21 protein-coding genes and 1 riboswitch are annotated in these 24,608 nt (G+C 73.2%); of the genes, 14 read left to right on the top strand and 7 right to left on the bottom strand.

The genetic code is table 11. The annotated features are described in order from the left end of the window. From M4486_RS11285 to M4486_RS11270, 4 genes are read right to left on the bottom strand one after another with little or no spacing between them, the layout of a single operon-like run. A complete protein-coding gene (locus tag M4486_RS11285; RefSeq protein ID WP_249477262.1) occupies window positions 1-1,551 on the bottom strand; it encodes an FAD-dependent oxidoreductase in 1,551 nt (516 codons plus the stop codon). Continuing rightward, window positions 1,548-1,883, bottom strand: coding sequence for a lycopene cyclase domain-containing protein (locus tag M4486_RS11280; RefSeq protein WP_249477261.1), 336 nt, complete (start codon window positions 1,881-1,883; stop codon window positions 1,548-1,550). The genes M4486_RS11285 and M4486_RS11280 overlap by 4 nt, the downstream gene beginning before the upstream one ends. Further along, the gene (locus M4486_RS11275) at window positions 1,876-2,247 is read right to left on the bottom strand and encodes a lycopene cyclase domain-containing protein (protein ID WP_249477260.1); all 372 of its coding nucleotides are present in this window, start codon (window positions 2,245-2,247) and stop codon (window positions 1,876-1,878) included. Before M4486_RS11275 ends, M4486_RS11280 begins: the two co-directional genes overlap by 8 nt. After that, window positions 2,237-2,872 carry a MarR family winged helix-turn-helix transcriptional regulator gene (locus M4486_RS11270; protein WP_249477259.1) on the bottom strand — a complete coding sequence of 212 codons (636 nt, stop codon included), beginning with the start codon at window positions 2,870-2,872 and terminating at the stop codon, window positions 2,237-2,239. The genes M4486_RS11275 and M4486_RS11270 overlap by 11 nt, the downstream gene beginning before the upstream one ends. Before the next feature lie 150 nt (window positions 2,873-3,022). Between M4486_RS11270 and M4486_RS11265 the strand changes: the two genes are divergently transcribed. From M4486_RS11265 to ribH, 6 genes are all read left to right on the top strand, one after another. After that, entirely contained in the window at window positions 3,023-4,297 is a 1,275-nt protein-coding gene (locus M4486_RS11265) for a polyprenyl synthetase family protein (protein ID WP_249477258.1), read from the top strand. After that, window positions 4,294-5,673 (top strand): cytochrome P450, encoded by a 1,380-nt coding sequence (locus M4486_RS11260; RefSeq protein ID WP_249477257.1) that lies wholly within the window; start codon window positions 4,294-4,296, stop codon window positions 5,671-5,673. The genes M4486_RS11265 and M4486_RS11260 overlap by 4 nt, the downstream gene beginning before the upstream one ends. Window positions 5,674-5,750: 77 nt before the next feature. Further along, window positions 5,751-5,878, top strand: a riboswitch (FMN riboswitch). 156 nt (window positions 5,879-6,034) lie between these two features. Beyond that, window positions 6,035-7,159: a dihydrofolate reductase family protein gene (locus M4486_RS11255; RefSeq protein ID WP_249477256.1), complete on the top strand. Its 1,125-nt coding sequence runs from the start codon at window positions 6,035-6,037 to the stop codon at window positions 7,157-7,159. 100 nt (window positions 7,160-7,259) lie between these two features. Then, window positions 7,260-7,958, top strand: a complete 699-nt coding sequence (locus M4486_RS11250; RefSeq protein WP_249477255.1) for a riboflavin synthase — start codon at window positions 7,260-7,262, stop codon at window positions 7,956-7,958. Next, the gene (gene ribB / locus M4486_RS11245) at window positions 7,955-9,424 is read left to right on the top strand and encodes a 3,4-dihydroxy-2-butanone-4-phosphate synthase (RefSeq protein WP_249477254.1); all 1,470 of its coding nucleotides are present in this window, start codon (window positions 7,955-7,957) and stop codon (window positions 9,422-9,424) included. Before M4486_RS11250 ends, ribB begins: the two co-directional genes overlap by 4 nt. Further along, window positions 9,421-9,972, top strand: a complete 552-nt coding sequence (ribH, locus tag M4486_RS11240) for a 6,7-dimethyl-8-ribityllumazine synthase (RefSeq protein ID WP_249477253.1) — start codon at window positions 9,421-9,423, stop codon at window positions 9,970-9,972. Before ribB ends, ribH begins: the two co-directional genes overlap by 4 nt. A 360-nt stretch (window positions 9,973-10,332) precedes the next feature. Here the strand turns inward: ribH and M4486_RS11235 are convergent, their stop codons facing one another. Then, window positions 10,333-10,848: a GNAT family N-acetyltransferase gene (locus M4486_RS11235; RefSeq protein WP_249477252.1), complete on the bottom strand. Its 516-nt coding sequence runs from the start codon at window positions 10,846-10,848 to the stop codon at window positions 10,333-10,335. 267 nt (window positions 10,849-11,115) lie between these two features. Further along, the gene (locus M4486_RS11230; protein WP_239204674.1) at window positions 11,116-12,507 is read right to left on the bottom strand and encodes an NAD(P)/FAD-dependent oxidoreductase; all 1,392 of its coding nucleotides are present in this window, start codon (window positions 12,505-12,507) and stop codon (window positions 11,116-11,118) included. Between the two features lie 345 nt (window positions 12,508-12,852). Here M4486_RS11230 and M4486_RS11225 point away from each other — a divergent pair, with 345 nt between their 5' ends. Next, window positions 12,853-14,061, top strand: a complete 1,209-nt coding sequence (locus tag M4486_RS11225) for a M20 metallopeptidase family protein (protein ID WP_249477251.1) — start codon at window positions 12,853-12,855, stop codon at window positions 14,059-14,061. Here the strand turns inward: M4486_RS11225 and M4486_RS11220 are convergent. Next, the gene (locus M4486_RS11220; RefSeq protein WP_249477250.1) at window positions 14,045-16,189 is read right to left on the bottom strand and encodes a S9 family peptidase; all 2,145 of its coding nucleotides are present in this window, start codon (window positions 16,187-16,189) and stop codon (window positions 14,045-14,047) included. The genes M4486_RS11225 and M4486_RS11220 overlap by 17 nt on opposite strands. A 141-nt stretch (window positions 16,190-16,330) precedes the next feature. Here M4486_RS11220 and M4486_RS11215 point away from each other — a divergent pair, with 141 nt between their 5' ends. From M4486_RS11215 to M4486_RS11185, 7 genes are all read left to right on the top strand, one after another. Continuing rightward, the gene (locus M4486_RS11215; RefSeq protein WP_249477249.1) at window positions 16,331-17,968 is read left to right on the top strand and encodes an ABC transporter substrate-binding protein; all 1,638 of its coding nucleotides are present in this window, start codon (window positions 16,331-16,333) and stop codon (window positions 17,966-17,968) included. A 5-nt stretch (window positions 17,969-17,973) separates the two neighbouring features. Continuing rightward, entirely contained in the window at window positions 17,974-18,939 is a 966-nt protein-coding gene (locus tag M4486_RS11210; protein ID WP_249477248.1) for an ABC transporter permease, read from the top strand. Then, a complete protein-coding gene (locus M4486_RS11205; protein ID WP_249477247.1) occupies window positions 18,936-19,823 on the top strand; it encodes an ABC transporter permease in 888 nt (295 codons plus the stop codon). The genes M4486_RS11210 and M4486_RS11205 overlap by 4 nt, the downstream gene beginning before the upstream one ends. Continuing rightward, window positions 19,820-21,478 carry a nickel ABC transporter ATP-binding protein NikE gene (nikE, locus tag M4486_RS11200; RefSeq protein ID WP_249477246.1) on the top strand — a complete coding sequence of 553 codons (1,659 nt, stop codon included), beginning with the start codon at window positions 19,820-19,822 and terminating at the stop codon, window positions 21,476-21,478. The genes M4486_RS11205 and nikE overlap by 4 nt, the downstream gene beginning before the upstream one ends. A 370-nt stretch (window positions 21,479-21,848) precedes the next feature. Continuing rightward, on the top strand, window positions 21,849-22,493 hold the full coding sequence (locus tag M4486_RS11195) for an ABC transporter permease (RefSeq protein ID WP_249477245.1): 645 nt from the start codon (window positions 21,849-21,851) through the stop codon (window positions 22,491-22,493). Next, window positions 22,490-23,782, top strand: coding sequence for an ABC transporter ATP-binding protein (locus tag M4486_RS11190; protein ID WP_249477244.1), 1,293 nt, complete (start codon window positions 22,490-22,492; stop codon window positions 23,780-23,782). Before M4486_RS11195 ends, M4486_RS11190 begins: the two co-directional genes overlap by 4 nt. Next, a complete protein-coding gene (locus M4486_RS11185; RefSeq protein ID WP_249477243.1) occupies window positions 23,775-24,608 on the top strand; it encodes an ABC transporter permease in 834 nt (277 codons plus the stop codon). The genes M4486_RS11190 and M4486_RS11185 overlap by 8 nt, the downstream gene beginning before the upstream one ends.

Below are 24,608 nucleotides of genomic sequence, written 5' to 3'. Positions count from 1 at the left end.
CTATCGGCGCCGCGACCGGGCGCGGCGCAGCACCCCTGTCATCGGCACCGTCCACCAGTCCTCGCCGCGCACGCCCCAGCGGGCGAGCAGGCTGTTCGCCGCCTGCACTCCCGTGAGCGCGGCCCGCTCCATGAGGGCGACCGGCTCCCGCGTGCGCAGCCAGTCCCCGGCGACGACGATGCGCGCATCTGGGGTGTCCACGCCCGCCCGCTCGTCCCACGGCTCGGTGCCCACGAGCGGGCAGTCGTCCTCGACCAGCCACTGCTCGTGGAGGATGCGCGCGTCGGCGAGCTCGGGGTGCAGGCGGTGCATCTGCCGCAGCAGCTCGTCGCGCAGCCGCCCGTCCCGCGCGGCCTCCTCGGCGGCGGGGTCGAGCGCGTAGGCGTGCAGCTCGACCACGCTCCCGCCCCGGTGGCGCGCCCACTCGTGGGCCGTCCTCTCGAAGCGATCCACGACCGAGACGTTGTCGAGCGGACCGAAGCCGCTGGTGCCCAGGAACGCGGGGGCATCCGGTGCGGCCGGCCTATCGAGCCAGAGCCGCAGCACCGCGAAGGGCGGCGCGTTGCGCTGGGCCGAGACCCGATCGAGCCAGCCCTCCCACCCCGGCACGGCGGCGGCGGTGGAGCCCAGGAGTCCGCGCGCGGAGAGCGGATCGGCCGCCATCACCACGGCGTCGGTGCGCAGGTCGCCCTCGGCGGTCCTCACCACGAGCCCCGGCGCTCCTCCAGGCCCGTCGGACGCAGGGCGCGGCAGGCTGTCGATGCCGTGCACGACGACGCCCGTGCGCGCGTCCGCGCCCAGGCCGCGCAGTCGCTCGACGAGCGGATCCCAGAGCGTGGGGGAGTAGGCGTCGGAGGGCACGTCGAAGATCAGGCCCTCCGCGGACCCCATGAAGTAGGCGTGGAACATGCCCACGAGCTCCCCGCCGGAGAACTCGCGCGGGTCGGCGAAGAAGGACCGGGCGAAGACCTCGAGCGCGAGGTGCCGGGCGTCGTGGGGGAAGCGAAGCCCGTCGAGCACGTCCTGCGCGCTCCTCCCGTCGAGCGCGCGGAAGGTGCCGGGGAAGTCGACGCGCAGCAGGTCCAGGGCGCGGCGCACGTCGACCCGCGCGAGCTCGCGCAGCGGGAAGCTGTCGCTGCGCAGGGCGAACGCGGCGACGCTCCACGGCGGGGTGCGGGGGATGCCGCGGAAGGTGTCGCGGGGTCCGTCCGCGAGCTGCAGGGGGTAGTCGCCGATGTCCCGCAGGGCCGCCAGGGACGGGTCGGCGCGCGCGAGCAGTCGGCGCAGCGTGTAGTACTGGCGGAAGAAGGCGTGGAAGCCGCGGCTCATGGAGCGCCCGTCGCCCAGGTCCCACGAGCGCGCCCTGCCGCCCCAGGTCTCGCGCGCCTCGAGGAGGTGCACGTGCACGCCCCGCTCGGCGAGCACGGTGGCGGCCGAGATGCCCGCGATCCCGCCCCCGATCACCACGACGTCGGTCGACGGTGCGTCCTCGCGCCCCGCCGGCCCGCGATGCAGGACGGCGCGGCGGTCGCGACCGGGACGCGCGCTCATCGCTGCGCCCTGCGGTGCTCGTCGGCCGCCTCCGTCGATCCCGCGCGCGTCCACAGCAGCATCGCGAGCGTGACCATCGCGGCGCCGAAGCCGAAGTCCTCGATCGGGATGTCGAAGGGGAAGCGGATGCCCAGGGTCATCGCGTCGTCGTAGAGGACGATCGGGGCGGAGAGCTTCGTCAGCCAGCCGTCCACCAGCACCTGGAAGCCGAGCACGATGGCCATCGAGATCCAGTAGGCGGGGCGGCGGAACAGGCCCGTGCGCAGCCACAGCAGCTCGAGCGCGGGGACGGCGAGGAGCGCGATGACGGTGAGGATCGTGTACTCAGGCACTCCGGCTCCTCGTCTCCTCGTCGGCGGGGCGGGCCCGACGGCGGGTCCGTCGGCGGATCCGGCCGAGGAGGATCTCCACGGCCTCGAGCGTGAGCAGCGCGCAGATCGGGATCACCAGGAAGAACAGCAGCTCCTCGAGCGGCATGCCGCCGGGCAGGGTGATCCCGGAGATCTTCGCGGGGTCGTACCACCAGTGATGCCTGTGGATCCCCACGTAGTCCCAGGCCAGGAAGATGATCGCGGTGGGGAGCAGGGCCGCGAGCAGACGGCGCGGGCTGCGGTGCACGCGCGCTCCGATGACGAACTCGAGCGGCAGCGTCACCAGCAGGCACAGCCCCAGCAGGATCAGGTACTCACCGTGCATGCGGTGCTCCAGCGCTCCTCGTCGAGCCCTCCGCCCAGTCCAGCCCTGCAGGGGACAGCTCGCCGGCCATGTCGAGCAGGAAGCGGGTGACGGTCCCGCGCTCCTCCGAGCTCAGACGCGCAGCGGCGCGCACTCGCCCCGCCTGCTGGCGGCCCATCGAGTCCATCGCCGCGCGGCGGGTCGCGGGGGAGACGGCGATCGTCACCGCCCGACGGTCCGCGGGGTGGTGCCCGCGCGTGATGTGCCCGCCCCGGGCGAGCCGGTCCAGCAGCTTCGTGGTCGCGCCCGAGGAGATGCCCAGGTGCTCGCCGAGGGCTCCCGGCGTCGCCAGCTCACCCGTGTGGGCTGCGGCGATGAGGTAGTGCAGCGCGCGCATGTCCGTCGCGCCGAGGTCCATGAAGGCCCGCGATGCGGTGGAGAGCTCCTCCTCGGCCCGGCGCAGGGCGACGAGCGCCGCCATCAGCTCGTCGATCTCGTGCTCGGCGGACTCGTCGAGTCCCGAGCGGTCGGCGAGCTCCCCGTCGGGATCGCTCGCGGCGAGGTCGTGGACGCGCCAGGGCCGACGTCCGCGGGCGCTCGCGGGGGACTCGGGTGCGGCGGTGTCGCTCGTGCCGGGCTCGGTCATGGCGGCCACCCTACTGCCGGACGGCGAATTCTGCTTCCACGGCTGGAATCTTTCCGGGGAAGATGGCATGCTGAGGCACTCCGCGGCGCCGCTCGGATCCGCGGGTGCGCGCGGTGCGGATACCGTGCAGACAAGGGGACGATGGTGGAGATGAGCAGCGAGGCGATGGAGGAGATCGATGCCGTCGAGGACCACGTCGACGCCGCGGCGCACGACGTCCGCGTCCCGGGGGATCTCCGCCTGGCCGGAGACCTCCCCGCCCGCTCCGGCGATCTCGTGATGGACGTGAGCGAGGACGTCCGCCGGGCGACGGCACGACTGATGGACGAAGGGTCCCGGCGCGCACGCCGTCACGGGGCGGAGGTCCTGCAGCTCTGGGAGCTCGCCGCCGCGCAGCTCCAGGGAGGGAAGCTGCTGCGGCCGCGTCTGCTGCTGGAGACCTTCGACGCCCTGAGCGCGGACCTTCCCTCGCGCACAGGCCGGCCCGTCGCCGAGCGCGCCGGGGCGGTGCGTCTCGCCGCGGCGCTCGAGGTGCTCCACTTCGCCTTCCTCCTCCACGACGACGTCATCGACAACGACCTCACCCGGCGCGGCCGCGCCAACCTCGTCGGCGCCCTGATCGCCCAGGGCTCCGGCTCGGACTCCGACTCGGACCCGGATTCGGGGTCGGACTCGGGCCCGGCGGGGCCGGACTCGGACTCGGGCTCGGTCGGGACGGGCGACCGGCGCAGCCACTGGGCCCGCAGCACCGCTGTCCTGGTCGGCGACCAGATGCTCGCCCTCGCCCACCAGGTGGTCGCGCGCGTCGACCTCCCCCGCTCCGAGCGTCTCGCGCTGCTGGACGCCCTGGGCGATGCCGTCGCCGAGTCCGCCGTCGGCGAGTTCCTCGACGTCTCGCTCAGCGACGGCTTCGTCGCCCCCGAGACGGACGTGATCGCGGAGATGACCCGCACCAAGACGGCCACCTACAGCTTCGAGCTCCCCCTGCGCGCGGCCTGCGTCCTGGCCGGCGCCCCCGAGCCCGCGCGCGAGGCGCTCACGAGCGCCGGACGGCACCTGGGCATCGCCTTCCAGCATCAGGACGACGCCCTCTCCGTGTTCGGGTCCGCCGCCGAGCACGGCAAGGACCCCAGCTCCGACCTGCGCGAGGGCAAGCAGACGGCGATCACCGACTTCGCCCGCGGCACCTCGGACTGGCCGCGCATCGAGGCGGCGCTGGGACGTGCGGACCTGTGCGCTCCCGACGGTCGGCACGTGCGCTCCCTGCTCGCGGACTGCGGCGCCGAAGCGCATGTGCAGGCGCTCGTGGCACGGGAGGTGGCGCAGGCGCGCGCCGTCCTGGCGGAGGCCCAGGACGTCGTTCCCGCACCCGCCGCCCGCGTGCTCGGCGCCGTGATCGAGGAGCTCGACGGGAGGCTGCGGTGAGCCGCGACCCCACCGACTCCGACGACGCCCGTGCGGACCCCAGTGGCGCCCGCGCCGACCCCACCGGCTCCGGCGCCGATCCTGCCGGCTCCCGACGCTCGGATCGGCCCGAGGAGCGCGGCTGCCCGCTGCACAGCGACATCCCCGGCGCGGGCCCCCTCGGCCTGCGGTCCCTGCTGAGGGGCTCGCGCGTGCCCGGTGCGGATCCGGGCGCTGACCGGCCCGGCGGCTCCCGAGTCCCGCGCGTCTGGCGGATCCGTTCCCACGCGGCGGCGCGCGAGGTGCTCCGGCGCCGCGAGGGCACGACGCAGGCAGGGTTCACCGCGGAGGCGATCCCGCGCGGCCGGCTGCGCCGCCACCCGATCCTGCTGTCCGACGGACCCGGCCACGACGCCCAGCGCCGCGCCGTCGGCCGCTTCTTCTCCCCGCAGGGCATCGAACGCTCCAGCGCGGAGACCATGGAGCGCGAGGCCGTCCGCCTCGTCGGCGAGGCGGTCCGCGAGGGCGGCTGCGACCTCGGTCAGCTCGCCCTGCTCTACTCGGTGGCGGTGAGCCGCGAGATCGTCGGCCTCACCGCCTCGCCCCTGGAGGCGATGTCGCGCCGGCTCGTGCGCCTGCAGCGGCAGCCCGACGTCGACCTCACCCGCCCGCGCTGGGGCCGCTCCCTGCCGCAGTGGGCGCTCGCCGCCGTCCGCGGGCTCGGACCGCTCGCCGCCTTCCACCTGCGCGATGTCCGTCCGGCGATCCGCCGGCGACGCCGACACCCCGCCGACGACGTGATCAGCCACCTTCTCGACCAGGGCGCGCGTGGCGCCGACATCCTCGTCGAATGCGTCACCTACGCGAGCGCAGGGATGATCACCACCCGCGAGTTCCTCGTGATGGCGTGCTGGCGCCTCCTGGACGACGAGGCGCTGCGCACGGAGTTCCTCGCCGGCGACCGCGAGGAGAAGGCCGCGATCCTGCGGGAGATCATCCGGCTCGAGCCCGTGGTCGGGCACCTCTACCGCCGTGCCCGGGAAACCTTCGACGTGTCCGGATGCCCCGCGTCGGCCGACGTCCGGCCCGGTGACCTGATCGACGTCCACGTCCGGGACGCCAACGCGGACGCGCAGGTCATGGGGGAGGATCCGCTCGAGATCCGGCCCCACCGCCCGCTGCCGCGCGGGGTCTCGCCCGCCGGTCTCAGCTTCGGCGCCGGGCCCCATCGCTGCCCCGGCGAGCACCTCGCGATCACCGAGTCGGCGGTGCTGCTGGAGCATCTGCTCGCTGCCGCTCCGCGCCTCGCACGCGCCCCCGAGATCGCCTGGGACGACGTCGTCGCCGGATACCGCCTGCACGGCATGAGGGTCGAGTTCCCCGACCGCGTCGCCTGAGGGCGCCGCAGTGTTCACACCGCGACATCGACTTCCCGAGCACCCGGATCGCGGTGCTAGTGTCGCTCGCGAATGAACCACATTCTCCGGGGTCAGTGAAACTCTGAACCGGCGGTGACAGTCCGCGACCCGGCTCCCTCGGGAGCCGGTTGACCTGGTGGAACTCCAGGACCGACGGTAAAAGTCCGGATGGGAGGAGATGTGGCGTCGCTGTGCGCGACGTCGGCTCGCCGTCGTCCGCCCCGGTGACGCTTCTGCCGCCGTGCCATCGCCCCGGACCACCGCCGATCCGGAGGCTTCCGTGCACGGGCACCACACGCCCCCATCCGCTGCAGCCGCGACGCCCGACGAGCGCGCCGCGATGGACCGCGCACTCATACTCGCCGCCCGCGGTCCCGCCGAGGACGCGAACCCCCGCGTGGGCTGCGTCCTCTTCGCGACCGACGGGACGACCCTCGGCGAGGGCTGGCACCGCGGCGCCGGCACGCCCCACGCCGAGGTCGCGGCCATCGCCGACGCGCGCTCCCGAGGCGGCGAGACCCGCGGCGCGACCGCCGTGGTCACCCTCGAACCCTGCGCGCACACCGGCCGCACCGGCCCCTGCACGAGGGCGCTGCGCGACGCCGGGATCGCCCGCGTCGTCTTCGCCCTGGCCGACCCCGGCGCCGCCTCGGGCGGAGGCGCCCGCGAGCTCGCGGCGGCCGGCGTCGACGTGGTGGGCGGCCTGCGGGAAGAGCAGTCGCGCCAGCTCCTGGCCGGCTGGCTCGATCAGGCCGCTCCGGCAGCTCGGGACGCAGCCGGGGCGTCGGAGCCGGACCGGGCGAAAGCCCCGGAGCAGGCATCGGACTCCGAGCAGGGACCGAGTCCCGAGCCGACCACCGTGCATCTCGTGCTGAAGACGGCGACGAGCCTGGACGGCAAGGTCGCCGCGGCCGACGGCACCAGCCGGTGGATCACCGGCGAGGCCTCCCGCGCCCACGCCCACACGGTGCGCGCCCGGACCGACGCGATCATCGTCGGCACCGGCACCGTGCTCGCCGACGACCCGTCGCTCACCGCCCGGCCGGGAACTCCCGCGCACCCCGCTCCCGCCGCGCCGAGCCAGCCGCTGCGCGTCGTCGTCGGACGCCGCGACGTCCCCGAGGACGCTGCGGTGCGCGGCAGCGACGGACGATTCCTGCACCTGCGCACGCACGACCCGCGGGAGGTCCTCGCCGCGCTCGCCGCCCGCGGCGTCGGCCACGCCGTGATCGAAGGAGGGCCGGGGCTCGCCACCGCCTTCCTCCGCGCCGGCCTGATCGACCAGGTCCATTCCTACCTCGCGCCCCTGCACCTCGGGGAGAGCGGCCGATCGGCGATCTCCGACCTCGGCATCCCGACCCTCGCCGATGCCCCGCGCTGGCACACCGAGGACGTGCAGCGCCTGGGCGAGGACGTGCTCCTCATCGCCCGTCGCGCCGCGCCCGTGCACGCCTCGGGGACCTGATCCCCGCCCCGTCGTCCGCTCGCCCACCCACCACCGGACCCACCACCACCGGACCCACCACCACCGGACCGCCCACCGTCCCCTCCCGGAAGGAGACCCCATGTTCACCGGCATCGTCGAGGAGATCGGCACCCTCGAGACCCTCACCCCGCTGCCCGGCGGCGAGGCCCGCCTGCAGCTGCGCGGCCCGCTCGCAGCGTCCGACGCCCGCCTCGGCGACTCGATCGCGGTCGACGGCGTGTGCCTCACCGTCGTCGACCTCACCGGCGACGGCGGCTTCGCGGTCGACGCGGTCCCCGAGACCCTGCGCCGCACCGCCCTGCGCGACGTCGCCCCCGGCGCGCGCGTGAACCTCGAACGCGCGCTGCGGGCCGACGCCCGTCTCGGCGGCCACATCGTCCAGGGGCACGTCGACGGCGTCGCTACCCTGCGCAGCCGCCGCGACGGCGGACGCTGGGTCGACCTCGTCTTCGCCATCGATCCCGCGCTCGCACCGCTGATCGCCGAGAAGGGCGCGATCACCGTCTCCGGCGTCTCCCTCACGGTCACCTCCGCGGGCGAGGACAGCTTCGGCGTCTCCCTCATCCCCGCGACGCTCGAGGCCACCACCCTGGGCGGCCTCGTCGAGGGGGGCCTGGTGAACATCGAGGTCGACGTGCTCGCCCGATACGTCGCGCGTCTGCAGCAGACCGGCGCGGTCGGGGCCGACGCGCCTGATCAGGCCGTTCCCGACGTGCCCGACGTTGCAGAGGCCCCCGACGTGCCCGAGGTGCCTGAGGCCGAGGCGGCGCGGCGATGAGCGGTTCGACGCCGACGACGGACACGACGACGGCCGGTGCCCTGTTCCCCGGGACGCGCGAGGCCCGGATCGACGCGGCGCTCGTGGAGCTGCGCGCGGGTCGGCCCGTGCTCGTCGCGGACTCGGAGGACCGTGAGAACGAGGTCGACGCGATCATCTCCGCCCAGCTCGCGACCCCGCGCTGGGTGGGCTGGATGGTGCGGCGGACGTCCGGCTACCTGTGCGCGCCGATGCCCGCCGAGATCGCGGATCACCTCGAGCTGCCGCTCATGGTGCCCCGCACCGAGGACTCCCTGCGCACCGCGTACACCGTGAGCGTCGACGCCGCGCGCGGTGTCACCACCGGGATCTCCGCGAGCGACCGCGCCACCACCCTGCGCGCCCTTGCCGACCCCCGGGCCGTGCCCGCGGACCTCATCCGCCCCGGCCACGTGATCCCGCTGCGCGCCGTGCCCGGCGGCGTCGGCGAGCGGCCCGGGCACACCGAGGCCGCGGTCGATCTGTGCCGTGCCGCGGGCCTCCCGCCCGTCGGCGCGATCGGGGAGCTGGTCAGGGACGACGGCGAGGTCATGCGGCTCGAGGAGGCGAGCGTCCTCGCCGCCGACGAGGGACTCGTGCTGCTCACGATCGCGGACCTCGTCGACGGGCTCGCGGGGCGCGCGCGTGACCGCGGGCGTGCGGGGCAGGATGCGGGGCAGGACGAGTCGCGCAGCGTCGGACCCGCCCCTCAGGCATCAGCGCCGGCTCGTGTCGAGCACACGGGCAGTGCCGACCTGCCGACCCGGCACGGCGCGTTCCGTATCCACGGCTTCCGCGACCTGCGCACGGGCGCCGACCACGTCGCCCTGGTGGCGGACCCGCCCGAACACCTGGCCGAGGCGGCTCTGGCATCCGCGTTGGCCCCGGCACTGGTCCGCGTGCACTCCGAGTGCCTGACGGGGGAGGCGTTCGGCTCCCTGCGGTGCGAGTGCGGGCCGCAGCTCGAGGAGTCGCTGCGCCAGGTCGCCGAGCGCGGCGGCACCGTCATCTACCTGCGCGGGCACGAGGGCCGCGGCATCGGCCTGCTCGAGAAGATCGCCGCGTACGACCTGCAGGACCACGGGTTCGACACCCTCACCGCCAATCTGGAGCGCGGATTCGAGGGCGACCTGCGGGAGTACGGAGCGGCCGCCGCGATCCTCCGCGATCTGGGCATCGAGCACGTCGACCTGCTGACCAACAATCCGCAGAAGGCGCAGGAGCTCGCGCGGCACGGGATCGACGTGGCCCGCACGACCCGGCTGCTCGTCGGCCGCACCCCGCACAACGCCCGCTACCTGCGCACCAAGGCCGAGGCGATGGGGCACCTCATCCCCCTCGACACCACCACGACCCCGGCCACGACAACACAGGCCACCGCAACCCAGGCCACCGCAACCCAGGCCAGCACACCTCTCACCACCACAGGAAGGACACCCCAGTCATGAGCGGAGCAGGAGCGCCCCAGCTGAACACGGACGGCAGCGACCTGAGGGTCGTGATCGTCGCCGCGAGCTGGCACGAGCAGATCATGAACGGACTGATCGACGGCGCCGCGCGCGCCCTGGAGGAGGCGAAGGTCAGCTCCGTGGACCTGGTCCGCGTCCCGGGCTCGTTCGAGCTGCCGGTCGCCGCCCTCCACGCCGCGGCCTCGGCCGATGCGGTCATCGCGCTCGGCACCGTGATCCGGGGCGGCACCCCGCACTTCGAGTACGTGTGCCAAGCCGCGACCCAGGGGCTCACCGACGTCACCCTTCGCACGGGCATCCCCATCGGATTCGGCCTGCTGACCTGCGACACCGAGCAGCAGGCCCTCGACCGTGCCGGTCTCGCGGGCTCCATCGAGGACAAGGGGGCGGAGGCCGCCGAGGCCGCCGTCGCGACCGCCAACGTCACCCGGCGTCTGCAGGAGGAGGCGGAGAGCTCGGGCCGTCCGATCGGCAGGTCCGCGTCCCGCGCCGGAGGCGTCGGCTTCCGCATCGCCGGGGTCGACTGACCCGATCCACTGCGCCTGCCTGGCGCTGCGCGTGACGACGCGGGACTGCGCGTGACGACGTGGGACGGCGCGGGGCCACCGGGCCTGGGAACGAGGGCCGAGTCCTCGACGTCGGACGGCACCCCGTGCTCCGCCGACTATTCGGGCGGCGGCGGACGCGGTCCGAATGACCGCCGCCGGGCCGCACGCGCTGATGACGGGACATGTTCCGGAGGCTACGAGTTGCGGTGGATTATGTACGGACAGCCGAGCTCGGCGATACCGTCTGTTTCCCACCGCAACTCGTAACGGCGGGACAGCTGAACGGCGGGACACCTGGTTGTACTGACCGGAGACGTTGAACGAGCGGTCAGCGGCAGGTCAGTGCGCCCTCTCGAAAGTGTCCAAGTCGACGTCGTAATAGCGGTCGCTGCGACCGAGGTAGGTCATGCCGAGTCGTCGGCAGACAGCCTGTGAGGCGAGGTTTTCCGGGGCGACGACGGCGATGATCCGTTCGTGTCCCTCGCCCAGCACGGCGGTGAGGAGTGCTTGGCCCGCTTCGGTGGCGTAACCATGGCCTGTGTGGTGCGGGTGCGTGCGCCAACCGATCTCGACCTCGTCGCCGGTCTGGCCAGCCGAGTAGATGACTGGTTCCAGGAGGAGCGCGGCGACGGGGGTTGTGTCGTGGAGGGTGGCGCACCAGAACCCGTGCCACGGGTTGCGCTGACCGATCGACCGGGAGATCCACTCGTCCGCATCTTCGAGGGTGTCGAGGACTGCGGACTCGATGAACCTGCGGAGATCGGGACCTTGGTGGAGTTCCAGCACGAACTGGCGATCGCTGGGCTGGAATCGTCGGAGGGACAGTCGGCTGGTGCTGAGTCTGGGTGCGCTCACGCGCCCATGATGCGACATGGTCGAGCTGGCGGCCGCCGGCCTCGGCACCGAGAGGCCCGACTGCGTGCTGTCACGACCGCTCGACCAACGTCTCCGGTCAGTGCACCCAGTCCACGGCGTGGTCTGAGAACCGGGGCACGGCAGCGCACGCGTCGGCGGGCCCGACCGCCGCCGGAGCCGCGACGTGGCCGGACGGGACCGGGGCCGAGCGAGGCAGACCGGCCGGGGCGGACCGGCCGGCGCCGCCGCGCCGCCCCCGCCCCGGGCTCAGCTGTGCTGCTTGTCCGGACCGAACAGGCGGTGCTGGGCCTCTTCGCGGAAGGTCGTGGCGGCGGCGATCGAGTCGACCTCGCCGACCACGGGGTTCGGCTGGTGGGTGGCGCGGGTGCCGGCGTACAGGCTCAGCAGGTTCATCGAGACCGCGCGCTGGTTGCGGTGCCCCAGCAGCTTCGTGACGTGCACGCCCAGCCAGGCGAACCAGCCCACCGTGCCGGAGAGGCCGATCGAGCCCGCGATCGGCAGGTCGGGAAGCTCGGTGATGGCGGCGCGGCGCCCGATCGTGGCCATGGTGCCCAGGTCCACGTAGTGGAAGGGCTTCTTGCCCTTGCCCTGGGCGCGGACGTCGGCGTCGATCATGCGGGCGACGGCGCGGCCGGACTGGATGGCGGGCTGCGCGAGCTGGGGGAGGGCATTCTCGCCGCCGGCGATGTCACCGGCCGCGTACACGCCCGGGAAGCCCTTGACCTGCAGGTTCTCGTCGACGTCGAGGCGTCCGCGCGAGTCCTGGGGCAGACCCCAGTCCTTGACGGTCTCCGCGATCGCGACGCCCGCGGCCCACACGGTGATGTCGGACTCGAGGATCGAGCCGTCGTCGAGCTCGACGAAGTCGTAGCCCACGGACTTCACGCCGTGGCCCAGGCGCAGCTCGACGCCGCGGGCCTCGAGCTCCTCGGCCGCGTACTCGCGGAACTCCTCGCGGAACTCCTTGATGAGCTCGCCGCCGCGCTGCAGGAGCGTGATCTGGAGGGTGCCCGGGTCCATCTCCGGGTAGAGGATGTCCAGCTCCTGCATGCGGAAGTCCGCGAGGGCGCCGGCGATCTCGACGCCCGTCGGCCCGCCGCCGACGATCGAGACGTGCACCCTGTCGGTGTCCTCGATGCGGCTGGTGCGCTCGAGCTCGGAGAAGACGCGGTCGCGGATGGCGATCGCCTGCGAGCGCGTGTACATCGGCATCGCGTGCTCCTCGGCGCCCGGGGTGCCGAAGTACGTGGTCGTCGCCCCGTTGGCGAGGACCAGGTAGTCGTAGGAGAGCTCGTCGGGGCTGTTCGTGCCGTTCTCGAGGCGGACCACCTTCTGCTCCGGGTCCACGCCCACGACCTCGCCCTGGCGGTAGCGCATGTTCGGCACGTTCAGCGAGAGGCCGCGCAGGAACATGGTGACGTCGCCCGGGTTCAGGCCCGCGGTCGCGACCTGGTACAGCAGCGGCTGGAACGTCTTGTAGACGTTGCGGTCGATGAGGGTGACGCGCACACGGGTGTCGCGCAGGCCCAGCACGGCGTTGGCGCCGGCGAAGCCACCGCCGATGATGATGACGTGAGGCCAGCTCGCGCCGTCCTTGGCAGGAACGGTCCGGCGACTGCCGAAGGGGAACTCGAACATCTTTCTCCTCGATGGACGGGATGGAGACGTGTCGGCGGCGGGCACGCCTGGGGGTTGGCGGGCGCGAGGATCACGGCGGGCGGACATCCCGAGGGGGCGTGAGCATCGACCGCGTCCCCGGAGGCTGTCCTCCACGACGGTATCGAGGGCCGGATCGATGCTAGTCCTTTCCTCCGTCGCGGTCTCCACCCCAGGCGTGGAAAGAGAAGGCGATCACCTCCTGCGCGCCACCAGTGTGGCACCCGTGACGCGCAGGCGCACCGATCCGGGCAGACTGGACCCGATCCCACGACGGCCGAGCCCGCCGATCCGTCGGCCCTCAGCCCCGCAGACCGAGGAGACCACATGCCCGCACCCTTCTCCCTCCCCGACGGCTTCCTCGCCGATCTCCAGGCGCTGCGCCGGGATCTGCACGCCCATCCCGAGGTCGGGCTGCAGCTGCCGTGGACCCAGGAGAGGGTCCTGCGCGAGCTCGAGGGCCTCGGGCTCGACGGCAGCCGGCTCGAGATCATCCGGGGCCGCGACCTGACGTCGGTCGTGGGCGTGCTGCGCGGCGGCAGACCGGGACCGGTGACCCTGCTGCGCGGCGACATGGACGCACTCCCCATCACGGAGGCGACGGGCCTCCCGTTCGCCTCGACCAACGGGGCGATGCACGCGTGCGGGCACGACCTGCACGTGGCCGGGCTCGTCGGCGCCGCCCGGCTCCTCGCCGCGCGGATCGACGAGCTGCCCGGCACCGTGATCCTCATGTTCCAGCCGGGCGAGGAGGGGTACGACGGGGCCGGCCGCATGCTCGCCGAGGGACTCCTGGACGTCGCCGGCGAGCGGCCCACCAGCGCCTTCGGCATCCATGTCCACGCCGACTCGCCGACCGGGAGGATCGGCGTGCGCGGAGGCACGCTGATGGCGGCCTACTCGATCCTGGAGGTGACGGTGCTGGGCACCGGGGGCCACGGCTCGCGTCCGCAGGAGGCCCGCGACCCCGTGCCCGCCGCCGCGGAGATCGTGCTCGCCCTGCAGACCGAGGTCACCCGCCGCTTCAGCGTCTTCGACCCGGTCGTGGTCACCGTCGGCGAGCTCCACGCCGGATCCGCCCCGAACGTGATCCCGGATCAGGCGCGGCTGCGCGCCGGCGTGCGCACGTTCAGCGCCGAGGCCGTCCGACGCGCCGCGCGCGAGCTGCCCGAGCTGGTGCGGCACGTGGCCGCCGCCCACGGTCTGGAGGCGGAGGTCGAGTTCCGCGAGGTCCTGCCGGCGACGGTGAACGATGACGCCGCCGCCGAGGAGTTCGCGCGCGTGGCGCGCGACCTGTTCGGCGCGGACCGCGTCGAGCAGCTCGAGCGCCCCCGCACGGGATCCGAGGACTTCTCGCGCGTGCTCGAGGCGGTGCCCGGCGCGTACGGCTTCGTGGGCGTGGCCGCCGACTGGGACCCCGAGCACCCGCCGGCCTCGAACCACTCCGCGTACGCGATGTTCGACGACGAGGTGCTCGCGGACCAGGCGCTGCTGCTCGCGACGCTCGCCTGGGAGGCGCTCACGAGCGGCCGCTGAGCGCCCGCTCCCACCACTCCTGGATCGCGGCGAAGCGCTGCAGGCGGTGACGGGGACGGCCGGAGCGCGTGAGCTCGTGGTCCTCCCCGGGGAACACCAGCATCGAGGACGGCACCCCGTTGCGGCGCAGCGCCGAGAAGTAGCGGGTGCCCTGCTCGAGCGGGCAGCGCAGGTCCTGCTCGGAGTGGATGACGAAGGTGGGCGTGCGCACGTCGCCGATGTGCGCGAAAGGGCTCTGCCGGGCGATGTCTTCCGGGGTCGTGCCCACGTACTCGTCGCCGAAGTAGGAGCCGATGTCGCTCGTGCCCTGGAAGCTCGCCGGGTCCAGGAAGCCGCGCTCGACGATCGCCGCGGCGAAGCGATGGTCGTGGGCGATGGTCCACGCGGTGAGGAAGCCGCCGTAGGAGCCGCCCATGATGCCCAGGCGGGAGGCGTCGAGCCGGCCCGGACGGTCCTCGGCGTCGGCGGCGATCGCGCCCTCGAGGAAGTCGATGACGTCGGCGAAGTCGTCGGTGCCCATGCGGTGCCTGATCGCGCGGCCGTGCGCCCGCCCGTACCCGGCGGAGCCGCGCGGATTGCAGTAGGCGACGGCGAACCCGGCGCCCGCGAGCACCTGCACCTCGTCGAACACGCTGACGCCGTAGTGGGCGAAGGGGCCGCCATGGATCATGAGGATCACGGGGAAGGGGCCGTCGCCCTCGGGCACCGCGAGCCAGCCGTGGACCGGGTAGCCGTCGCGGCCCGTCACCTCGAGCTCGCGCGGGGCGACGAGTCCGGTCGAGCGCAGGTCGGCTCCGAGGTCGGTGAGCACGCGCGGGGCTGACGGCAGGGCCCGCGCCTCGTCCCCGTCGGACTCGCCCGGCGCCGGGACCCGCACCTGCACGAGCTCGCCCGCGCTGGAGGGGGTCGAGACGGCGGCGAGGACCACGACCTCCCCGGCCTCGCCGAGCGGGGAGACGGCCGCGGCGCCGTGCGCCTCGAGGTCCCCGCCGAGCACCTCCTGCGTGGAGCCGTCGCGGGAGGCGAGGTGCAGGTGGATGCGCCCGCGCGTCAGCTCGTGGACGAGCACCCGATCGCCCGCCGTGACGAGCGGTCCGGCCGTCGTCAGCTCGAGCTGGTCGGGGTCGGTGATCCGGCGCGGGCGGGAGGATCCGGCGGCGGTGGGTGGATCCAGCAACCAGAGCGCGCGGTCCGGCGCGATCGCGTCCCGGCCGTCGACCGGCTCGGAGGCGAGCAGGGCGAGGGCGCCGCCGGGGAGCGGGACGAGCTGGTCGATCGAGAGGCCGTCGGCCTCCTCGAGCAGGATCGATGCGGCCGACGGGGCCTCGGCGTCGATCGCGACGAGCACCGAGCGCAGATCGCGCTCGTCGGACTCGAGGCGGTCGCGCACCGCGAGCACGCGCGTGCCGTCGGCGGCGAACGCGAGGGCGGTGTGGTCGTCCGTCCCCTCGGTGATCTGCCGGGCCGCGCGGGACGTGCGGGCGTCCCCGTCGGACCCGAGAGCCCCGTCGTGACCTTCGTCGGTGCCGCTCTCGACCCGCGGCGCCTGCGGGTACTCGGGCTCGTCGTCCAGGGACGGCAGCTCGAGGACGTGCACCTGGCGGGGTCGGTCGATGCTCCAGCCCACGCCGTTGGCGTGCCAGCGCACGCTGTCCACGCGGCGTGCGGGCTCCGCATCGGGGCCGATCCCGTCGACGGTGCCGTAGCGGCCGGGCTCCGGGACCCGCGCGAGGAACGCGAGGCGGGAGCCGTCGGGCGAGAAGACGAACTGGCCGACGCCCAGCGGGGCGTCCGTGACCTGCCTCGGCTCGCCGCCGCGGGGGTCCAGGAGATGGATCTGCGCGCGACCGCGCGCGTCGGGCCGCAGGAAGGCCAGGACGGAGCCGTCGGGGGAGAGGTGCGGTGCGGAGTCGGAGAGCCCGCGGGTCAGGCGCCGGCGCGCGCTGCTCTCCTGCCGCGGTGCTCCGTGCCGGCGCCGGGCGCCGTCGAGCTCGACGCGCCAGAGCTGGCCGACGCTGCGGTCGGCGCCCTCGTCCGGATGGGAGACGGCGACGACCGCGAAGGTCGCGTCGGGGGCGAGGGCGGGCGTGGAGACGGAGAGCAGGTGGCGGATGTCCGTGGGGTGCACCCCCAGACAGTACCAACGCGATGCGACCCCGTTCACATAAGTTGACGCTGTGAAGCCCATAATCACTAATAGTGTGTGGTGTGCCGACGAGCACTCGCCGACCGCCGCATCCACGCCCCGTTCACACCCCCAGGTGGTCCCGTGTCCCCCTCGCCCTCCCCCTCCCGCATCTCCCGTCGCTCGTTCGCCGGCGCCGCCGCGCTCGCGGCCGTCGCCTCGCCCCTGCTGGCCGCCTGCGGCGGCTCCTCCGGATCCGGTGGCTCCGCGGACACCTCCGTGCTGAAGGTCGGCTTCCCCGAGGACAGCGAGAACTACGACCCACACCAGCCGCCGTATACGGTCTCGCGCGCGGTCGCCCGGCAGATCGCCGACACCCTCGTCGACCAGGACCCGGAGTCCGGGGAGATCGTGCCCTGGCTCGCCGAGTCCTGGGACGTGAACAAGGACAGCTCGCAGTTCACCTTCCACCTGCGAGACGGCGTCACCTTCTCCGACGGCACGGCGTTCACCGCCGAGTCGGTGAAGAAGAACTTCGACCGGGTGGTCGACCTCGGGGCGCTCGCCTACATCGGCGCGAGCCACCTGCGCGGCTACCAGAAGACGGAGGTGGTCGATGAGCGCACGGCGAAGGTCTCCTTCGACGGCCCGAACGCCCAGTTCCTGCAGGCCGCGAGCACCCAGACCCTGAGTATGCTCGCCGACGCGACCCTCGAGCTCGATCCGAAGGAGGTCGCGGCCGGGAAGGTCATCGGCAGCGGCGCCTTCACCCTCGAGGACTACACGCCCGGCGAGTCCATCACCCTCGCCCGCCGCGACGACTACGCCTGGGGGTCGTCGGTCTACAGCAACCAGAAGGCCGCCGCCTACGAGAGCATCAGGATCTCGTTCATCCCCGATCCCACGACGCTAGCGGGCGCGGTCTCCTCCGGCCAGGTCGATTTCGCGTTCCTGCTGGACACATCGACCCTCCCCGCCGTCGAGGGCGGTCAGCTGCAGGTCTCGAAGAATCCGACGCGCGGCATCACCTTCCCGCTGATCCCCTTCATCTACCGGGAGATCTTCGAGGACGACGGCGTGCGGCGGGCGCTCAACCCCGCGACGGACCGCGCGGAGATCGCCGAGCGCATCTACCAGGGCCAGGTGAAGCCCGCGACCGGGCTGCTCACGGCCTCCACCCCCGGTGCGGCCGACCTCTCGGAGTTCCTCGAGCACGATCCCGAGGTGGCGAAGAAGCTGCTCGAGGACGCCGGCTGGAGGACCGTCGGCAAGGACGGCATCCGCACCAACGACGACGGCGATCGGCTGAGCGTCTCCATCCAGTACACCAGTGGGAACACGGTCTACGAACAGCTCTTCCAGCTGCTGCAGGCGCAGTGGAAGAAGGTCGGCATCGAGTTCGAGCTCAAGCCCGTCACCGAGGCGCAGGCCAGCGAGACCGGCCTCTACGACGCGAAGTACGACCTCTCGACCTGGACGCAGGGCCGCGCGGATCCCGACGTGCTGCGCGTGGTCTACAGCTCCTTCTACGAGAACCAGTCGTTCTTCTACGGCCACCCGGTCGACGAGATCGACGACGCCCTGCTGGCCCTGCAGAGCACGACGGATCCCGACGAGCGCGCGGCGGCATCGGAGAAGGCCCAGCGCCTCCTGCTCGAGGGCGGGTACTCCGTCCCGCTCGTCGACGCGATCTCGGTGAGCGCGGCCTCGAAGAAGATCCGGAAGATCGCCCTGGACGCCGAGAACAAGCCCGCGTTCGCCGATCTCGCGCCCGCGGACTGACCGCCGTGCTCCGCTACGTCCTGCGACGCCTCGGGCAAGCGGTGGTCGTCCTCTGGGGCGCCATCAGCCTGTCCTTCATCATCGTCCAGCTGACCCCGGGGGACCCGGCCCGGCTCATCGTCATGGGCAGCGGGCAGGGGGATGCCGGCGCGGCCGACGAGGCCCAGCTGGGCCGGATCCGCGACGAGATGGGGCTGGACCGGCCGCTGCTCATGCAGTACCTGAGCTATCTGCACCGTGTGCTCACCCTCGACTGGGGCACGGCCTACTCGCGGCAGCGCCAGGCGGTCTCGGCCGTGATCGGCGACAGCCTGGGATCCACCCTCGAGCTGGGGCTGGTGAGTCTGCTGTTCCTGGTGATTCTCGGCATCGCCTTCGCACTGGGCGGCGTCCTGCTGCCCACGGCCGCCCTGCGCTCCGCCTTCCAGGCCGTGACCGTCATCGGGATCGCAGTGCCCTCGTTCGTGATGGCGATCCTGCTGCTGCAGATCTTCTCCTTCCGCCTGGGATGGTTCCCCGCCTTCGGGGCCGACGGACCGCGCGCCGTGCTGCTGCCTGCGCTGACCATCGCGCTGCTCGGCGCGGGGACACTGAGCCAGGTGTTCTCGCGGAGCATCCGCGAGGTCTCCGCGGAGGGGTACGTGGAGGTCGCCCGCGCTCGCGGGCTCGGCCCCGTCCGCGTCGTCCTCGGCCACGTGCTGCGCAATGCGAGCCTTCCGGTGTACACGATCATCGGGATGCTCGTGGGCGGCGTGGTCTCCGGCGCGGCCATCATCGAGACGATCTTCGGTCGTCCGGGGATCGGCAACCTCTACGTCGAGGCGGTCACCGCGCGCGACTTCCCGCTGATCCAGGCGCTGATCGTCCTCACGGGCGGGCTGTACGTGCTGGTCACGCTGGTGGTCGATCTGAGCTACCCGTTCATCGATCCGCGCGTGGTCTCCCCGGCCCATCGAGGTGGCCGACGATGACGAGCGACCAGCGGGCCGAGCAGGCCCCGCACCCGCAGCAGACGCAGCGCCCCCAGCACCCCCAGCGGGCCCGGCATGCGCTGCGCGTCCTCGGGGCGCGGCCGGGCGTCGCGCTCGCGAGCCTGTTCCTGCTGCTGCTCGTGGGATGGATCGTGGTGCCGAACCTGTTCGCGCCCACGGACCCGATCGAGGCCGTCGGACCGTCGCTAGCCCCGCCGAGCTCGCACTATTGGTTCGGCACGGACCTCAACGGGCGCGACGTCTACAGCCGCGTGGTCCACGGAGCGCGCTCCTCGCTGCTCGCGGGCCTCGTCGCGATCGCGATCTCGCTCGTGTGCGGCGGGCTGCTGGGCATGGTCGCCGGCTACGCCGGCGGGATCCTGGACGCGGTGATCTCGCGCGCCGTCGAGGTGCTGGTCTCGATCCCGGGCCTGCTGCTCTCGCTCGCGATCATCTCGGCGCTCGGCTTCGGCGTGGACAAGGTCGCCATCGCGGTGGGCATCTCCGGCATCCCCGGCATGGTGCGGATCGCGCGCGCCGAGACCCTGCGGATCATCGGGCTGCCCTTCATGGATGCGGCGGTCACCAGCGGCACCCGGCGGGTGATCGCGATCCTCACGCACGTCGTCCCGAACGCCTCGGGCGCGATCGCCGTGGTCGCCGGGATCGACCTGGGCGGCGCGATCCTCGCGGTCGCGTCCCTGAGCTTCCTGGGCTTCGGCGCCGTCCCGCCGCAGCCCGAGTGGGGATCGCAGATCAACGAGGGGCGCACGTACATCGCGAGCGCCTGGTGGTGGACCCTGTTCCCGTCTCTGGTGGCGGCGCTGACCGTGCTGAGCGTCAACCGGGTCAGCCGCGGCATCGGCACGAGGGAGAACCGATGAACGAGAGCACGAGGACATCCTCGGGACGCGACGTCCCGCAGACGCTGCACGGCGCCGCGTCCCCTGTCCTACGGATCCAGGACCTGGCCGTGCAGTACGTCCGCCGCGGGCGCTCGACCACGGCGGTCGACGAGGTCTCCCTGCAGATCGCGCCGGGCGAGTCCGTCGCGCTGGTGGGGGAGTCCGGTTCGGGCAAGACCACGATCGCGCGGTCCGTGCTGGGGCTGCTCGACGAGCGCGCCCGCGTGCACGGGTCGGTGGAGGTCGCGGGGCGGGACCTGCTCGAGCTCGGGGCGCGCGGCGCGCGCCGTCTGCGGGGTCGCGACATCGGTTACGTCCCGCAGGACCCCGGCGGTTCGCTGGATCCGTTGAAGAGGGTCCTCGACCAGGTCGTCGAACCGCTGCGCATCCATCGCATCGGCGATCCACGGCAGCATCGGGGCCGGGCGCTGCAGGCCCTGCGGGACGCGGGGCTCGACGATCCGAGGGCCCTCGCCGGTCGCTGGCCGCACGAGCTCTCCGGCGGGCAGCGCCAACGGGTGCTGATCGCCGCCGCGATGGTCATCGAGCCCGCGCTGATCGTCGCCGACGAGCCGACCAGCGCACTCGACGTCACCGTGCAGCGCCGGATCCTCGATCGGATCGGGGAGCTGACGAGCTCGCACGGCACCTCGCTGCTGCTCATCACCCACGACCTCGCGATCGCGGCGGACCGCACCGACCGCACCCTGGCGCTGCGCACCGGGAAGGTCGTCGACGAGGGCCCCAGTCGCAGCCTCCTGGTCGCTCCGCAGCACCCGTACACCCGCGCACTCGTCGACGCGATCCCGGGCCGCTCCCGCACTCTCGAGGAGATCGAGCCGCCGCGGCCCTCGCCGGAGGACGAACCGCTCGTGCGGGCTCGCGGCATCGCCCGGACCTTCGGGTCGAGGCGCGAGCCCGTCACCGCGCTCCTGCCCACCGATCTCGAGGTGCGGCCGGGGGACAGCATCGGGATCGTCGGGGAGTCCGGCTCGGGCAAGACCACGCTCGCGCGGATCCTGCTGGGGCTCACCCGCCCGGACGAGGGGGACGTGCACGTCGCAGGTCGCGCCGTCACCCGCGGCGACCGGGCGATCCGCCGCGTCGTCCAGCCCGTCTTCCAGAACCCCCACTCCTCCTTCGACCCCGCGCGCACCGTAGGCTGGTCGGCGCTGGAACCGGTGCGGGCGCTGGCGCCGCGGCCCCGCGCCGCTCGACGGCAGCTGCTCGAGCGCCTCTTCCGGGACGTGGGGCTCGACCCCGTGCTCGCGGGCCGTCGCCCGGACGAGCTGTCCGGCGGGCAGCTGCAGCGGGTGGCGATCGCCCGCGCGCTCAGCGTCGAGCCCCAGGTGCTCGTGTGCGACGAGGCGGTCTCCGCCCTGGACGTCACCGTGCAGGCGCAGATCCTGGCGCTGCTCGCGCGCCTGCAGCACGAGCACCGGCTGGCGCTCGTGTTCATCACCCACGATCTCGGCGTGCTCCGCCAGGTCTGCCGGGACGTGCTGGTGATGCGCCGCGGAGAGGTGGTCGAGCGCGGGGCCACCGCGGACGTCCTCACCGACCCGCAGACGGACTACACCCGTGAGCTGATCGCCGCGATCCCCGGCGCCGCCGAGGAGGCTCCCCTCGTCTGAGAGGACCGCGCCCGCCCCGGAGGCACCGCACCAGCCCTCGGGGGAAGCCGCGCCCGCTCCCGTGGGCCCCGGGACGGCGGTGCGCCCGCGTCGTGGCGACACTGTGACGCGATTGTGACCAAGGCACGCCCGACCTCGCGGGAAAAGGACCCGTGACCGGCGCGAATGCACCCGAAGGTCGAAGGGTCGCGGACGGGGTGCCACGCGCCGCCCGGCGGGTGCGCGGGCAGTGCGGAGTTGAGTTGTGGTGCGCGGCACCCTACGGTCGACGAGGCGCCCAGCGGCGTGTCGGTGCGGCTCCGCCCGCCGTGGCGCTGCGGCTCCGACCTCCGAGCAGACCCCGACCCCCGACGAGAGCGCAGGCGATTCCGTGGACTTCGGCGAATTCCTCAGCTCCCGCTCGAGCGAGATCCTGTTCGCCGCCGCCCAGCACTTCAGCCTCGTCGCCCAGTCCGTCGTCCTGGCGACGGTCCTCGCCGTCGCGATCGCCGCGCTCGTGCACCGCTCGAGCCTCGGCCGCGCCGTCGCGAACTCGGTGAGCGCCGTGGGGCTCACCATCCCGTCCTTCGCCCTCATCGGCCTGATGGTCGCGCCCTTCGGCTTCGGCGTGAAGCCCGCCGTCATCGTTGTCGTCTTCTTCGCGGCCCTGCCCATCCTGCGCAACGCCATCGTGGGACTCGCCGGGGTGGATCCGGCGCTCGTCGAATCGGCGCGCGGCCTGGGCATGAGCCGCCTGGGCATCTTCTTCCGCATCGAGCTGCCGCTCGCCTGGCCCGTGATCCTCAGCGGAGTGCGCGTCTCCGCCCAGATGGTCATGGGCGTCGCGGCGGTCGCCGCCTACGTGCTCGGTCCCGGGCTCGGCGGCTTCATCTTCCAGGGCCTCTCGCGCCTCGGCGGCGCCGGGGCGATCGAATCGGTGGTGACCGGCACCGTCGGCGTCATCCTCCTGGCCCTCATCCTCGACCTCCTGCTGCTGGGCCTCGGCAGGCTCACGACCTCGAAGGGCATCCGGTGACCGACTCAGACCCCCGCACCCAGACCACCGCCGCGGACTCCGCCTCCGGCGAGGCCACGGGCCGCTCGATCTTCCTGGACGCCGTCACCAAGCGGTACCCCGGGCAGGAGCGCCCGGCCGTCGACGGCGTCACCCTCGAGATCCCCGAGGGCCAGGTCGTCATGCTCGTCGGCCCCTCAGGCTGCGGCAAGACGACCACGCTGAAGATGATCAACCGCCTCATCGAGCCCACCGAGGGGCGGATCGTGCTGGGCGGCGAGGACGTCACCACGATCAACGGCGACGAGCTGCGCCGCCGCATCGGCTACGTCATCCAGGCCGGCGGCCTGTTCCCGCACATGACGGTCGCCCAGAACATCGCGCTCGTGCCCAAGATGCTGGGCTGCGACAAGGCCCGCATCGCCGAGCGCGTCGAGGAGCTGCTCGAGCTCGTCGGCCTCGACCCCGACGTCTACCGCTCGCGCTTCCCCAAGGAGCTCTCGGGCGGACAGCAGCAGCGCGTGGGCGTCGCCCGGGCGCTCGCCGCCGACCCGCCCGTGCTGCTCATGGACGAGCCCTTCGGGGCCGTCGACCCGATCACCCGCCAGCGCCTGCAGGACGAGCTGATCCGCATCCAGCAGGAAGTGCGCAAGACGATGGTCATCGTCACCCACGACTTCGACGAGGCGGTGAAGCTCGGCGACTGGATCGTGGTCTTCCGCGAGGGCGCGCAGATCGTCCAGTACGACACCCCCGAGCGGATCCTCGCCGAGCCGGCCGACGAGTTCGTCGAGAACTTCATCGGCTCGGGCGCCGCCCTCAAGCAGCTGGGCCTGCGCCGCGTGCGCGAGGTCGAGGCGGCCGACGCGGTCGTCGCGCACGCCGGCGGCAACGCCGCCGAGGCCCTGCGCCGCGCCGAGCAGGCGGGCCACAACCACGCGGTCGTGGTCGACGAGCGCGGACGACCCATCTCCTGGCCCTCCCGCCGTGCGCTCTCCCGCATGACGCGCCTGCCCACCGAGCTCGACCCGGCGCTGCCCGTCGTCGGCTCGGGCGCGACCCTCAACGACGCCCTGGACACGATGCTCGTCTCGAGCGCCGGCGCCACCCTGGTCACGGGCCGCGGCGGTGTCTTCGAGGGGGTCGTGGACGTGGAGACGATCATGGACGCGATCACCATGGCCCGTCAGAGCGCCGCCGAGCGCTCGAGCGAGGCGCCGGTGGGCACCAACACGGGCGCCGTCGACGTCGTCATCGACGACGAGGGCACGGCCGTCACCGCCCCGCAGGGATCGGCCCGCGATGACTGAGCGCACAGCGACCGACACCGCCGACCAGGCAGCGGACGATGCCGCGACCGGCGCCGCGACCGAGGCGACGACCGATGGGGCAGACGCGCGCCGCGTCCCCGCGCCGCGCCCGTGGCGCCCGCTCATCGTGCAGATCCTGGTGCTGCTCGCGATCCTCGTGGTCTACGGCGCGTGGCTGCTGCTCGCGCCGCTCACGGCGACCGAGCGCAACACCCTGAACCCCTCGACGATCCTCGAGCTCACCGGCCAGCACCTCGCCCTCACCCTGGTGGCGACCGTGATCGTGCTCGTGATCGGCGTGCCGCTGGGGATCCTGCTGACCCGCGGACCCTTCCGGAAGATCGCCGAGCCCGTGCTGGCCGTGGCGAACTTCGGGCAGGCCGCGCCGGCCGTCGGCCTCATCGTCCTGCTCGCCGCCTTCGTGCCCAACGGGTTCCAGGCCTCGATCATCGCCCTGGTGCTCTACGCGATCCTGCCGGTGCTGCGGAACACCATGATCGGCGTGCGCGGCGTGGACCAGCGCCTGGTCGAGGCGGGGCGGGGGATGGGCATGACCGCCTTCTCCGTGCTGCTGCGCGTCGAGCTGCCGCTCGCGGTGCCGGTCATGCTCTCGGGCGTGCGCACGGCGCTCGTCCTGCTCGTGGGCACTGCCTCGCTCGCCGCCTTCGTCAACGGCGGCGGACTGGGCCTGCTGATCACCACCGGCATCAACCTGTACCTGTTCAAGGTCCTGATCTCCGGCGCGCTGCTGGTCGCGGTGCTCGCCCTGATCGTGGACTGGGCCGGCCGCGTCGTCGAGCACGTCGCCCGACCGAAGGGACTGTGA

It is taken from the genome of Brachybacterium kimchii, from assembly GCF_023373525.1.
GTDB lineage: Bacteria > Actinomycetota > Actinomycetes > Actinomycetales > Dermabacteraceae > Brachybacterium > Brachybacterium kimchii.
This window is presented reverse-complemented; position numbering and strand designations above follow the sequence as displayed.

Bases quoted from the DNA above. Each gene is read 5' to 3' on its own strand.
- M4486_RS11270 (WP_249477259.1), bottom strand. From the start codon at position 2,872: ATGACCGAGCCCGGCACGAGCGACACCGCCGCACCCGAGTCCCCCGCG.
- M4486_RS11255 (WP_249477256.1), top strand. From the start codon at position 6,035: ATGGACCGCGCACTCATACTCGCCGCCCGCGGTCCCGCCGAGGACGCG.
- M4486_RS11275 (WP_249477260.1), bottom strand. From the start codon at position 2,247: ATGCACGGTGAGTACCTGATCCTGCTGGGGCTGTGCCTGCTGGTGACG.
- M4486_RS11285 (WP_249477262.1), bottom strand. From the start codon at position 1,551: ATGAGCGCGCGTCCCGGTCGCGACCGCCGCGCCGTCCTGCATCGCGGG.
- M4486_RS11250 (WP_249477255.1), top strand. From the start codon at position 7,260: ATGTTCACCGGCATCGTCGAGGAGATCGGCACCCTCGAGACCCTCACC.
- ribB (WP_249477254.1), top strand. From the start codon at position 7,955: ATGAGCGGTTCGACGCCGACGACGGACACGACGACGGCCGGTGCCCTG.
- nikE (WP_249477246.1), top strand. From the start codon at position 19,820: ATGAACGAGAGCACGAGGACATCCTCGGGACGCGACGTCCCGCAGACG.
- M4486_RS11205 (WP_249477247.1), top strand. From the start codon at position 18,936: ATGACGAGCGACCAGCGGGCCGAGCAGGCCCCGCACCCGCAGCAGACG.
- M4486_RS11230 (WP_239204674.1), bottom strand. From the start codon at position 12,507: ATGTTCGAGTTCCCCTTCGGCAGTCGCCGGACCGTTCCTGCCAAGGAC.
- M4486_RS11225 (WP_249477251.1), top strand. From the start codon at position 12,853: ATGCCCGCACCCTTCTCCCTCCCCGACGGCTTCCTCGCCGATCTCCAG.
- M4486_RS11265 (WP_249477258.1), top strand. From the start codon at position 3,023: ATGAGCAGCGAGGCGATGGAGGAGATCGATGCCGTCGAGGACCACGTC.
- ribH (WP_249477253.1), top strand. From the start codon at position 9,421: ATGAGCGGAGCAGGAGCGCCCCAGCTGAACACGGACGGCAGCGACCTG.
- M4486_RS11185 (WP_249477243.1), top strand. From the start codon at position 23,775: ATGACTGAGCGCACAGCGACCGACACCGCCGACCAGGCAGCGGACGAT.